15 protein-coding genes are annotated in these 12,495 nt (G+C 46.0%); 5 read left to right on the top strand and 10 right to left on the bottom strand.

The annotated features are described in order from the left end of the window. Positions 1-2: 2 nt before the first annotated feature. From ruvX to AC58QC_RS05595, 4 genes are all read right to left on the bottom strand, one after another. Positions 3-419 carry a Holliday junction resolvase RuvX gene (gene ruvX, locus AC58QC_RS05610; RefSeq protein ID WP_068665576.1) on the bottom strand — a complete coding sequence of 139 codons (417 nt, stop codon included), beginning with the start codon at positions 417-419 and terminating at the stop codon, positions 3-5. Between the two features lie 17 nt (positions 420-436). After that, the gene (locus AC58QC_RS05605) at positions 437-697 is read right to left on the bottom strand and encodes an IreB family regulatory phosphoprotein (RefSeq protein ID WP_028555746.1); all 261 of its coding nucleotides are present in this window, start codon (positions 695-697) and stop codon (positions 437-439) included. A gap of 110 nt (positions 698-807) precedes the next feature. Beyond that, complete coding sequence (gene alaS, locus AC58QC_RS05600) at positions 808-3,435, bottom strand: alanine--tRNA ligase (RefSeq protein ID WP_497414214.1); 2,628 nt, start codon at positions 3,433-3,435, stop codon at positions 808-810. Positions 3,436-3,527: 92 nt separating this feature from the next. Further along, entirely contained in the window at positions 3,528-3,695 is a 168-nt protein-coding gene (locus AC58QC_RS05595; protein WP_497414213.1) for a hypothetical protein, read from the bottom strand. Between the two features lie 152 nt (positions 3,696-3,847). Here AC58QC_RS05595 and AC58QC_RS05590 point away from each other — a divergent pair, with 152 nt between their 5' ends. Beyond that, positions 3,848-4,087 carry a DUF3951 domain-containing protein gene (locus AC58QC_RS05590; protein WP_497414212.1) on the top strand — a complete coding sequence of 80 codons (240 nt, stop codon included), beginning with the start codon at positions 3,848-3,850 and terminating at the stop codon, positions 4,085-4,087. Between the two features lie 235 nt (positions 4,088-4,322). On the opposite strand, the gene AC58QC_RS05585 is transcribed toward AC58QC_RS05590, so the two are convergent. From AC58QC_RS05585 to cymR, 5 genes are all read right to left on the bottom strand, one after another. Further along, complete coding sequence (locus AC58QC_RS05585) at positions 4,323-5,393, bottom strand: AI-2E family transporter (protein ID WP_497414211.1); 1,071 nt, start codon at positions 5,391-5,393, stop codon at positions 4,323-4,325. 154 nt (positions 5,394-5,547) lie between these two features. Further along, entirely contained in the window at positions 5,548-5,751 is a 204-nt protein-coding gene (locus tag AC58QC_RS05580) for a YrzR-like zinc ribbon domain (RefSeq protein ID WP_028555750.1), read from the bottom strand. Between the two features lie 7 nt (positions 5,752-5,758). After that, positions 5,759-6,280 carry a PRC-barrel domain-containing protein gene (locus tag AC58QC_RS05575; RefSeq protein WP_497268919.1) on the bottom strand — a complete coding sequence of 174 codons (522 nt, stop codon included), beginning with the start codon at positions 6,278-6,280 and terminating at the stop codon, positions 5,759-5,761. 28 nt (positions 6,281-6,308) lie between these two features. Further along, positions 6,309-7,457: a cysteine desulfurase family protein gene (locus AC58QC_RS05570; protein WP_497414210.1), complete on the bottom strand. Its 1,149-nt coding sequence runs from the start codon at positions 7,455-7,457 to the stop codon at positions 6,309-6,311. 8 nt (positions 7,458-7,465) lie between these two features. After that, complete coding sequence (gene cymR, locus AC58QC_RS05565) at positions 7,466-7,885, bottom strand: cysteine metabolism transcriptional regulator CymR (RefSeq protein ID WP_057311968.1); 420 nt, start codon at positions 7,883-7,885, stop codon at positions 7,466-7,468. 321 nt (positions 7,886-8,206) lie between these two features. On the opposite strand from cymR, the gene mnmA reads away from it, so the two are divergent. The 4 genes from mnmA (at position 8,207) to AC58QC_RS05545 (ending at position 11,129) form a co-directional block, all read left to right on the top strand. Then, positions 8,207-9,295, top strand: a complete 1,089-nt coding sequence (gene mnmA, locus AC58QC_RS05560; RefSeq protein WP_497414209.1) for a tRNA 2-thiouridine(34) synthase MnmA — start codon at positions 8,207-8,209, stop codon at positions 9,293-9,295. A gap of 126 nt (positions 9,296-9,421) precedes the next feature. Beyond that, complete coding sequence (locus tag AC58QC_RS05555; RefSeq protein WP_497414208.1) at positions 9,422-10,111, top strand: AlkZ-related protein; 690 nt, start codon at positions 9,422-9,424, stop codon at positions 10,109-10,111. 149 nt (positions 10,112-10,260) lie between these two features. Then, positions 10,261-10,419: a hypothetical protein gene (locus tag AC58QC_RS05550; protein WP_497414207.1), complete on the top strand. Its 159-nt coding sequence runs from the start codon at positions 10,261-10,263 to the stop codon at positions 10,417-10,419. Between the two features lie 365 nt (positions 10,420-10,784). Continuing rightward, positions 10,785-11,129 carry a DUF3889 domain-containing protein gene (locus AC58QC_RS05545; protein ID WP_497414206.1) on the top strand — a complete coding sequence of 115 codons (345 nt, stop codon included), beginning with the start codon at positions 10,785-10,787 and terminating at the stop codon, positions 11,127-11,129. Here AC58QC_RS05545 and AC58QC_RS05540 read toward each other — a convergent pair. Then, positions 11,124-12,443 carry a replication-associated recombination protein A gene (locus AC58QC_RS05540; protein ID WP_497414205.1) on the bottom strand — a complete coding sequence of 440 codons (1,320 nt, stop codon included), beginning with the start codon at positions 12,441-12,443 and terminating at the stop codon, positions 11,124-11,126. The two genes, AC58QC_RS05545 and AC58QC_RS05540, sit on opposite strands and share 6 nt — an antisense overlap. Positions 12,444-12,495: the final 52 nt, after the last annotated feature.

Genomic DNA, 12,495 nt, shown 5'->3' with positions numbered 1-12,495 from the left:
ATTCACCTCTTCATATTGGCATCCATGTACCCTTGTAGGATTAATTGAGCTGCCATCTTATCAATGACTAGCTTCCGTTTCTTCCGGCTTACATCTGCTTCAAGAAGCGTCCGTGTGGCGGCTACGGTAGTTAAGCGCTCATCCCATAGGTGTACTGGTACACTGATCTTTTGTTTTAATTCTTCTGAAAAAGCAATCGCAATCTCGCCGCGGGGGCCAATCGTATTGTTCATATTCTTGGGCAACCCGACAACAACTTGCGATACGCCATATTCATTAACAATCTGTATAAGCCGTTCAATGTCTTCTCCCGGCTTATTACGGCGAATCACTTCAAGCCCTTGAGCTGTCCATCCAAGCTCATCGCTTAATGCGACACCGATGGTTTTATCCCCATAATCCAAGCCCATCCATCTCATGCTGGTTCTCTTTTCTACTATTTGTGTTGACCCAGATAAGCACGAACTAATTCTTCAATCAGTTCATCCCGTTCCCGTTTACGAATGAGGCTTCTCGCATTATTGTGTCGCGGAATGTAGGCAGGATCTCCCGAAAGTAAGTAACCAACAATCTGGTTAATCGGATTATACCCTTTTTCCTGAAGAGCATCATACACCGCCAGCAACACATCCTTCGGCGAAGTTTCGATCTCTTCCGCCTTCACATTGAACTTCATCGTTTTGTCCATGGAACTCATCAGGAGCACCCCACTTCCTTGTGACCTTTGTAAAATAATTGAAAAAACTTACGTTATACATGTGATATATTCTCTATGGTTTTAAAAATTCCTGTCCATTAGAAAAATAATTATACAAATTGGGAAAGTAGCCCCTCGACACTTGCAAGTGCTGTTTGCAGTTTAGATGCATCCTTACCGCCAGCTTGTGCCATATCTGGACGACCGCCGCCGCTTCCGCCAACTGCCTGTGCGACTTCTTTAATAATTTTACCCGCATGGAAGCCTTTAGCAACTAGATCAGGAGTTACCGCAGCAACCAGATTGACTTTATCTTCCGTGGCAGCGCCAAGGACGATAACAGCCGAACCCAACTTCCCTTTCATCTCATCAACGATGTTACGAAGAGAATCCATATCCGCAGCATTGACTTGTGCAGCTAGTACGGAAACACCCGCAGCTTGCTTCACTTGATCTGTCAGCGAACCTGCCTCAATACGACCAAGCTTACCACGAAGTGACTCATTCTCGCGCGCCAGTTCTTTCAATTGCTGCAAGGTAGCATCAACACGTTTAGGAACATCCGTGATGTTCGACTTCAGCAAGCCAGCAGCTTCCTTCAGCAGTTGCAATTGCCCATCTAAATATTCGTAAGCACTGCGTCCTGAAACAGCTTCAATTCGACGCACACCGGAGCCAATCCCCGATTCACTTACAATTTTGAACAAACCAATTTGTCCTGTATTTTGAACGTGACAGCCGCCACAAAGCTCTAGGGAATAGTCGCCTACTTGTACAACGCGTACGATATCGCCGTACTTCTCGCCGAACAACGCCATAGCGCCCATTGCTTTCGCATCTGCGATCGCTTTGAGGGAAATATCAACGTTCGTGCTATTCCAAATTTGTTGATTCACACGCTGTTCTACATCTTGCAGCTCTTCACTCGTGATGCTGCCGAAATGGGAGAAGTCAAACCGCAGTCGATCCGGCTCTACAAGGGAACCCGCTTGATTAACATGCGAGCCTAATACTTCTTTAAGCGCTTTGTGCAGCAAGTGAGTTGCCGTATGGTTCTTAATGATATCTGTCCGAGGAGCAGAAGCAACAACAGCTTCTACAGCGTCACCTTTACGAAGGACGCCAGACTCCACAATCACCTTGTGTACGTGCTGGCCATGCGGTGCTTTCATCACATCAACAACCTGCAGCGTCACTTGATCATTACGGATCGTGCCGTGATCGCTAACTTGACCACCGCTCTCTGCGTAGAAAGGCGTACGATCTAGAACGACTTGACACGTCTCACCAACACCTACAAGCTCCACGAGCTCATTCTCATGAACAATCGCTTCGATATTAGCAGTAACTACCAATTCATTATATCCAACAAATTCGCTTTTAATCGTCAATTCGGACAACGGCCCGCCTTGAACCTTCATCCCGCCTTCTTTGTTGCTAGCCGCACGAGCGCGATCACGCTGCTCCTGCATGGAAGCATCAAAACCTGCACGATCAACGGTTAGCCCCTTCTCCGATGCAAAATCCTCCGTCAAATCAAATGGGAAGCCATACGTGTCATAAAGTTTGAATGCATCCGGTCCGCTAATTTGGTTCGTTCCCGCTTGCTGCGTTTTCTGAACCATCTCGGCAAGAATGATCAAACCATCGCTCAACGTCTCATGGAAACGCTCTTCTTCGGTACGGATTACCTTCTCGATGAACTCACGCTTATCAACAACCTCCGGATAATAAACACCCATGATGTCGCCAACCGTAGGCACTAACTTGAATAAGAACGGTTTATCCAAGCCAAGCACTTTCCCATAGCGAACTGCCCGACGCAGTAAACGGCGAATGATATAGCCGCGACCTTCATTGGAAGGAAGTACACCATCACCTACAGAGAAAGCTACTGTACGGATATGGTCAGCAATGACTTTCAGAGCCACATCATGATCATCGTTAACGTGGTAAGCGACGCCAGTCAGTTCACACGTTTTCTCAATAATAGGTTTGAACAGATCTGTATCGAAGTTGGAGTCCACATCTTGAAGAATTGAAGCAAAGCGCTCCAAGCCTGCGCCTGTATCAATGTTCTTATTCGGAAGCGGTGTGTAACTGCCATCGGAATTGTGGTTGAACTGCGTGAATACCAAGTTCCACACTTCTAGGAAGCGCTCATTCTCGCCGCCAGGCCAGCACTCTGGATCCGACAAGTCACCATATTTATCGCCGCGATCATAGAAAATTTCTGTACACGGTCCGCATGGGCCTTCACCAATATCCCAGAAGTTATCTTCTTTCAGCTTATAGATACGTTCTTCAGGAATGCCGATTTGTTTATTCCAAATCTCAAAAGCTTCTTCATCATCTTCGTGAACCGTAACCGAGATCCGATTCGGATCAAAGCCGATCCATTGCGGATCCGTTAGGAACTCCCATGCCCAAGGGATAACTTCTTTCTTGAAATAATCACCGATGGAGAAGTTGCCTAGCATTTCAAAGAATGTATGGTGACGACGCGTTTTACCTACGTTTTCAATATCATTGGTACGGATACATTTCTGAGCATTCGTAATACGAGGATTCTCAGGAATTTCACGACCATCTAGATAAGGCTTCAACGGTGCAATCCCTGCATTAATCCACAATAAAGATGGATCGTTGTGAGGTACTAATGAAGAGCTCGGCTCTACCTTATGCCCTTTACTGGCGAAAAATTGCAACCATTTCGAACGAATTTCACTTGCTTTCATCTCTGTGAGCCTCCATATTTAGAATAAGTTTACAAACAAACAAAAAACGCCCCTGCAGCTAACAGGGACGAATCATCGCGGTACCACCCTGGTTATTGTATTCGTGCTCTCTTAGCCTGCGGCGTAGAGCGAATCCAATCTCCTTGTGCGGATTTGTAACGGGTCCAACCGGTGGAGTTCATCCACGCTCCGAAACGAGCTTTGGGCCATCCTAGCACCGAAAGGTTCTTCCAGCCGATCTTCGCAGCAATCACTGCCAAGCGGAACCTTCTCTCTGACGATGGGTTATGGCTTACTAAGTTTCATCAACGCTTTAATTCACATATAGATAAGGCAAATTATAACTTTATGGGGGTTGCCTGTCAATATGAGGGCAATATACAGTAGAATATAGCATATGGAGGTGCTTCAAATGGACATATCAACACTTACCTTGCTCGGTCTCATCTTCCCCATCTTCGTTTTAATCATTTATATTATGGCGAAAACACTTATTAAAAAAGAAATACCCGATAGCCGCTACAATCCCTTTGACTACATAACAGGCCAATCCCACGTGGAATTTCAAGAACAAAAAGAACAAAAAGAAGAGGATAATAGCCAAGGGGACGATAAAAATAAACATCTAAAAAAATTGAAAACTCACCGTTGACAATGATTCTCAATAGAAGTATACTATGTTTATTGATAATGATTTTCATTATCGGATTTACAACTTACAGCTTGTTATTTACTCACTTATTCCGTAGTCCATTTTATGGTTTACGTATGGGCCACAACCTTTCAACAACTCCTCAACCCTCGTGCAAAACCCCTTGAACCATGATCCCGCAAGTCATGGCTCAAGGGGTTTTGTGCGTCTTCTTCATGTTTACAACACCATCCACCTAGGTTGTTGGCTTATGAACGAAATGAATGAATACATGCTGAACGATGACTTTCATCACAGCAAAGAACGGAACTGCCAAGATTAATCCTACAACCCCTGCCACTTCTCCCCCCACAAGCAAGGCAAAGATGATAAACAATGGATGCATGTGCAGGGTTTTACCAACCACTTGGGGTGAAATCACATTTCCCTCCAGAATTTGCACGGTCAAATTAACGAGCGCGACGAACAGTACCATTTTTAACGAGACGGTTGAAGCCATAATAATGGCAGGCGCCGCACCAAAAAAAGGTCCCATATACGGGATGATATTAAAAATCGCGACCACGCTGGCAAGCAGCAACGGGTACGGCATGCCAATCAGCCAATAGCCTAAATAAGCAAGCACCCCAATAATGAAGCACACGAGTAGCTGTCCACGAATATAGTTGCCAAGCGCCGTATCAATGTCCATTAGCAGGGAGATCGTTTTTTTGCGATGCTTCATCGGTACAATGGCAAGCGCTGTTTTCTCAATAATTTGGAAATCCTTTAAGATGTAGAAGGCGAGGAATGGCACGATAAAGGCAACAAACAACATATTGATCGTCGTACCAATCTGATTCATATAATTAGCTACCGCCATGGAAATCTTTGACTCCAGCTTGCCAATGGAATGATTAAAGCCATTTCGAACACTGTCTGGCAATAATTGATTTTGATTAAAGCCGTCAACCAGGGATTGTGCGCGCATAGCCATTTGCGGCATATGCTCATTTAATTCAGCAGCTTGCTCTATAAACATCGGCGTCATGTTCATGATAATGACCGTCACTGATGTGATAAACACACTATATATCAACAGTACGGCAATGGTTCTCGGCACTTTGCGTTTATTCAATATCGTGACAACTGGATTTAAGATATACGAAATGATGACCGCAATGAAGAACGGCATGACGATGGCTTTAACGAATGTAAAAATGTGAAATAAAATTGGCTTTATGAGCAAAAGCAAATATAAACCGACTAAGATTAATAAGGCATAAATCAGTCCTTTAAACCATTTATTACTCGAAAAGCTTTCCATGCTGCCTCCACCTCTGTCATTTGAATTCAACCTTGCGCTCATACAGTATGTGTACAACCTGCCCAAATTAACCCTTAATTGTCACCGAAAGACAAAAAAACGCTATTCTCCAAGCGAATCATCGCTCGAAAAATAACGTTTAATAAAGTTAACTTTAATTCACGTGCTCGTGGATATGAGAAACTTCTTCCTCAAAAAACAAATCATCCAGAGAACTTAACGTACCATCTTCCTCTACTTGATAAACGGACATTTTATCTCCGTTTACGCTGAGTTCAATAAAACAACCCCAGCAGTAAAATTGATGAGAACCGATCTTTCCAATATCTTTGGAATTACAGTTTGGACAACGCATCATGCTCACCCTATTCTTCTTTGGATACGAAGAGTTCTTCTACTTCCTGAGCGCAATGTCCAGGCACGATGATCGCATCTTCCCCTATGGTTGCCTTATCTGGCATGGGAAGCCACTTTCGCCCTTCTTTTAAATCAGAAATAAACCCTTCGGACAATTCATAACCTACTATTTGTTTTCCCCAATTCTGGTTTAAATAAACATCTTCTACCACGCCTAATTCGTGCCCTCCCACTGTGATCACCGGGAGTCCCTTTATCTTGTCGCTTCCCTCAAGAAAAGCATGGCACTCATTCTTCTGCCCAAATTCGCAAATGACACTGTCGTTCGGTATGGTTATAGCATCCTCTCCGGCTGCGACGATTCCCTCCCATGATATGTATCGTAAGGACGAGAACCACGTCTTCGCTTCGAGCACGATGCCGCTTATGTTCCACGTTGGGTCAATCAGTAAATCCTTTACTTCTCCAACTTGCTTACCCGACTCAACGGTTAACACGGGAAGTCCTATTAATTCATGCGCTCTGCGCAAGCGTAACGCCTCCTAGAACCACCCAGTACTACTTATTACGCAACCGCTGGATAATGGTTGCAACTTTATGGGCAGCCGTTTCGATTTGTTCTTTAGAGTTCCCCATTCCAAAGCTAAATCGCACCGCGGAGAGTGTCACATTTTCTGGAAGTTTCATGGCCTGTAAGACATGAGAAACTTCAAGCGAGCCAGAAGTGCATGCGGAGCCGCTTGCTGCAGCTACCTGATCTAAATCAAGGTTCATCAAAAGCGTTTCTGTTGAAATACCAGGAAAGGAGATGTTCAAAATGTGGGGAACACACCGTTCCTTATGCCCGTTAATGATAATTCGATCACAGCCCAATTGCTGCTCTAAGATGGAAATCATGTGTTCGCGAAGCTCACTGGCCTGTGCGTAATTGCGTTCTCGAAGCGGAAGAATGGTTTCAACTGCTTTGGCAAAGCCTGCGATAGCTGCTACATTCTCCGTTCCTGCTCGGCGCTTGCGTTCCTGAGAACCACCGTAAACGTGGGGAAGCAATTTCGTATGTCTCGAAACATATAAAGCGCCAATACCTTTGGGTCCATAAATCTTGTGGGCTGACAGACTCATTAGATCGACAGGTAGCTCAGCTAGATTCAAAGGTAACTTTCCTAGAGCTTGCACCGCATCGACATGAAAAGGAATGCCGTGATGTCTAGCGAGCCGGCCAACTTGCTCAATCGGTTGAATCGTGCCCACTTCATTATTCACATACATCATAGAGATAAGAGCTGTATCGGGACGAATAGCCGCTTCCACATCTTCTATTTGAATAAGTCCATCCGGACCTACAGGCAGGTATGTGACTTCAAAACCAAGGCTCTCTAATCTTTCACAGGGATGCAGTACAGCATGATGCTCTATCGCTGTCGTCACGATATGCTTCTTGCCTGCTTGAACCCCATCCATGATCCCAAAGATCGCCATGTTATTGCTTTCCGTTCCACCGCTAGTGAAGATGAGCTCACCAGGCAAACAGCCTAGGGATTTCGCCATGCCGTCGCGGAAGCGATTCAGCGCGGTTCTCGCGGCACGACCAAAGCTATGCGTGCTAGAAGGATTACCATAATTTGCTGTATAGAAAGGCAACATAGCCTCCCATACATCAGCATGTACGGGCGTTGTTGCAGCATGATCAAGATAAATGGGTTCCATGTGTCACCTTAAATGTAAAACATGTAGTTATCGTTTTTGCCTTTATCCTCAAAAGAAATCAGGTTCGCCAATGTTGTGGAGTCCAGCACTTCCGCAATGCTATCGCGAATGCGAATCCACAAGTCCCGTTTGGCAGGATCATCCTCTTCCGTAAAATCTACGGGGCTGATCGGTCCTTCAAGTACACGAATAACCTCACCTGCAGTTACCTGCTCAGCAGATTTAGAAAGAATATAGCCACCGTAAGCTCCGCGAATACTTTTGACTAAACCCGCATTGCGCAATGGAGCTACAAGTTGTTCAAGATAATGTTCTGAAAGCTGATGTCTCTCAGCAATACTCTTCAGTGAAGTCGGTCCTTCACCCACTCGGTTAGCCAATTCCATCATGATCGTTAGACCATAACGACCTTTTGTGGAAATTTTCAAAATTAACACCTCATTCAACAAGATATGCCATCAAGGAGTCTGTATATATCGCTAAAACTTGAGATGCTTACCAACCTTGCTACCCACGCTTTAACACCAGGGTCGTCCCTATCTAGGTAAACAGCGTTTCCATTTTTCGCAAAAACATTCCAAAACATCCGTATATCGTATCTATGTTATCACAAAACCCTTGTATTGTGGGGGAAAAACAATGACATTCTCATGAAATATTTTAATTTTGAGCAAAAGGCATGTATAATAGTAGTGTTCAAAATAAACAGTTCCCCCAAAGTCATGCAAGATGGAAAAGAGGTTTACGCTATGCAAACGAAAAAACGTGTCATCCTAGGTATGTCTGGAGGTGTCGATTCATCCGTTGCCGCGCTGCTGCTTAAGGAGCAAGGGTATGAGGTTATTGGCATTTTCATGAAAAATTGGGACGATACCGACGAATTCGGTCATTGTACCGCAGAAGAAGACGCAGAGGATGTTAGACGGGTCTGTGACCAGCTCGACATTCCTTTCTATACAGTAAATTTCGAGAAGCAGTATTACGACAAAGTTTTTGCCTACTTCTTGGACGAGTATACCAAGGGACGCACACCGAACCCTGATGTCATGTGCAATCGAGAAATCAAATTCGGGGAATTGCTACAGAAAGTCCTCGATTTAGGTGGCGACTATATTGCAACTGGACATTATGCGCAAGTAAAGGAACAAGACGGTGAGTTCGTGTTGATGCGTGGAAATGATTCGAATAAGGATCAAACTTATTTCCTTAACGTCCTTAATCAGGGGCAGCTTGCCAAAGCGATGTTCCCGATCGGTCACCTGCCCAAGTCCAAGGTACGTGAAATCGCTGAAGCAGCAGGTCTAGCAACAGCGAAGAAGAAAGACAGCACAGGAATTTGTTTCATTGGCGAGCGTGACTTCAAAACGTTCCTCAGCCAATACCTCCCTGCACGACCAGGCAATATGGTCGATATTCGCAACGGTGAGATCAAGGGGCGCCATGACGGGTTGATGTATTATACATTAGGCCAAAGACAAGGCCTGGGCATCGGTGGGTCTGGTTCAGGAGAGCCGTGGTTCGTTGTGGATAAAAACTTGGAGACGAATGAATTGCTCGTCGTTCAAGGTGAACAGCATCCTGGGTTGTACTCCAAAGGACTGACAGCGACTGATGTGAATTGGATTTCTTCCAAGAAACCAGAAGGTCCATACACATGTACAGCCAAATTCCGCTATCGCCAAGCCGATCAAGGTGTTGTGATTACCCTGCAGCCAGACGGCAGCTGTGAAGTTGTTTTCGATAAGCCGCAAAAAGCGGTAACACCAGGCCAATCCGTTGTCTTTTATGATGGGGAGAGCTGTCTAGGTGGCGGTGTGATTGATAAGGTGCATAAGTAAGGGTAAGAGCAACGATAAGGGCTTAGAGATAAGGCATAGAGATAAGGCATAGAGATAAGGGCGAAGACAAGGGACAAGAGACAAGGGACAGTTGAAAAGTAAAGATTATAGCGAAGGAGTTTGGCTATGGCAATGAACGAAGTTAAGATGAAGGCTGATACGTATGAAGATGTGAAAAGACTCGTTAAGGAGATAGGTATCCTCCCTCTCTCTTCGTTCATTCCCGAGCATCCTTCTCTTGAATCCTTGACTACGCACGAGCAATGGCATACTGGGTTAGAGACAGATCCTTGGTTATGGCGTGATCGGCTTCCTGGGGACGGGCTCGCTGCTTATGGACGTTTTTTTGCTAAAAAGCCGTTGTTGATAGCTTCTGAAATCTTTCCTCTGATCAAAAACTTGCTAGAAGATCCTTACACAGTGGACGAGCGGTATTCCGATGGTGAGCTGTCCAAGGCAGCTGTGGATGTGTATCACGCCATTGCTGGAAATGAAGGCATTGATGTGAAAGCTTTGCGGTCTGCCACCGATCTAAAATCCAAGGAGTCGAAGGCAGAGTTCGATCGTGCCTTGATCGACTTGCAGAGTAAAGCGGATATCGTGATCGCCGGGATTAGTGAGCGGTTGAACGCTAATGGCACGAAAAACGGATGGAACAGTACCTGTTACATGACTGCTTCGCATTGGATGGAGCTGCACGGTATAGAGAAGAATTCACTTCCAACACCTGAAGCTAAGGCTCAACTACGCACGTTGCTGCAGGACAAGTATAGCGAAGGTGCTGGTAAGTATTTGGGGAAGATTTTTAAGTTGTAAAAAGGGGGGAGCACTGGGTGCTCCTTTTTTGTTTTGCTAATGGATAGATTGGTTAATTATCATGTTGAGCATTTCATGTTTGGTGCTTGTTAGTGCGGTTGGTGGCCGGGACGTGTGGTGAGAGTTGCTGTGTGGTGGGAGTGAATGGAGTGGCGGAGTGGCTGGTCTGGTTGGTGTGGGAGAAAAATGAAATAACTGGAAAACGTACAGCTATTCCGGAGAATTTCGCCCAAAAACGCAGTTTAGATGGAAAATATGTAGTTAATTCTGCTCCATTTGTTCATTTCGGTACAAAGCTCAAAAAATAACTGGAGGAAACCCAGTTATTCGAAATTTAAAGAGAAATCCAAACAAATTAGCTGTACAAAATACATCTGTTCGCACCAAGAATCGGGCTAAAGAATTAAATTACCTATATGTCCTGACCAACCATACACAGGATTTGCAATCTCCGCAACCTGTAGGTCACTACTAGTTCTACTTTTGCCTTTACTTCGACCTTTACTTCTTCCTTCACTTCAGCTCCAACTCCAACTCCAACTTCATCCACTGCCTTTCCTTTCGTTTTTGCTGTTATTTACCGCTCGCAATTACGCATGTAAGCTCCCCCCCTCGCACAGGCTACAAACGAAAGGTGTGAGCGACACTGAGCAAAATCATAGCTGTCTTACTCATGTTCGGGCTGAGCTGTGTCGGAGCTTCCTCTGCACTTGCAGAGACGATCCAAGTTGGCAACAGCGGCCATGTGGAAAGGGTTCCAGTACATGACCCCTCTTATGCCAAATGGAGTCGCCTTGCTTTTCACGAAGCCGGTAAGGTGTATACATTGTTGGATTACAAATATATCGGAAAGTCCAACGTCGCACCAGGTGTCGTTCAGCAGCAGTTCCGATTCTGGGCCAAAAAGAATGGTGTTGAATTTCCACTCATCGTCTCGATTCGTTATGACCCTGTCACAGAAAAGGTCTTCACAATCCTCATGGAGCAAGAAAATAGAGGGACTCTACGGATTCTATGAATCTGTAGGCGTCCCTCTTCTTTTGATTTGATTAAGCTTCATCTTCTCTTCTGTTCCTTGATTGGTTGCTGTAAAGATAACTTCGTGTTGGATCTCATCCGGTAAGTATTGCTGACGCACATAATGCCCAGGGTAATTGTGCGGATACATATAACCTTTGTGACCGAGCTTTTCTGCGCCTTTGTAATGTGTATCGCGCAAATGCAAGGGAACTTCGGCTGATTTCACACGTTCCATCAGCTCTTGCGCCCGCATAATTGCAAGCGGAATCGAGTTGGACTTCGGACTCTCCACCGCGAATAAAATTGCCTGGGAAATGATGTACTTCGATTCCGGCCAGCCGATCTTATGGTAGGCGTCCATCGCAGTGACAGATTGGACCATCGCCTGCGGATTGGCGAGTCCGATGTCTTCACTGCAAGCGACGATGAGACGCCGCAGGAAGGTCATAGGATCCATGCCGAGCTTCTCGACGGCATAGAGGAACCAGAACAACGCGGCGTCGCTAGAGCCGCGCACGCTCTTGTGAAAGGCGGACAAGACGTCATACTGCGTCGACTCGTCCGCTTTCACGATGGGGCGGCGGATCGACTCTTCCGCCACCTCACGCGTGATATGAACCGTGCCGTCCGGTTCAGGGGAAGTCGTTAGCGCTGCCAGTTCCAGCGCGTTCAGGGATCGGCGGATGTCGCCATTGGCCATCTGTCCGATGTGCTCTAACGCCTCCTCGTCCACGTGGAGGCGCATGAAGCCGAGCCCCTTCACGGGATCGAATATCGCTCTTCGCATGGCGATGAGCGCATGCTCCGCCGTGAGAGGCTCGAGCTGAAACAGCGTCGAGCGCGACAGCAGAGCCCCGTTCACATGGTGAAACGGGTTCTCTGTAGTCGCCCCGATGAAGATCAGGATGCCCTGCTCGACAGCAGGAAGAAGTGCATCCTGCCGCGAGGTATTAAAGCGATGGACTTCGTCCAAGAATAAGGTCGTTTTGCGACCGTACATCGCTTTCGTGCTTTTGGCCAGCTCGATGATCTCGCGGACGTCCTTCACCGAAGCATCAACGGCGTTCAGCTTCATGAATTCGCCTTGCGTTCGGTTCGCGATAATATTAGCAAGCGTGGTCTTCCCTGTACCCGGTGGTCCGTATAGGAGAATCGATGTTACTTGATCGGCCTCAATCGCCCGACGAAGGAGCTTGCCTTTGCCGACGATTTGCTCTTGTCCAATATATTCGTCCAATGTAGTTGGCCGCATCCGATCGGCAAGCAGCTTGCCTCCTGGATCTTGTGAAGCCGCATATGTAAACAAATCCATAATTAGTTTTCCTTTGCTTGATGATGTAGAAAGTGATAATGTCCATTATACT

The organism is Paenibacillus sp. J22P51 (assembly GCF_059692215.1).
Note: the sequence above shows the minus strand (reverse complement) of the source record. Positions and strands in the feature narration are given on the sequence as shown.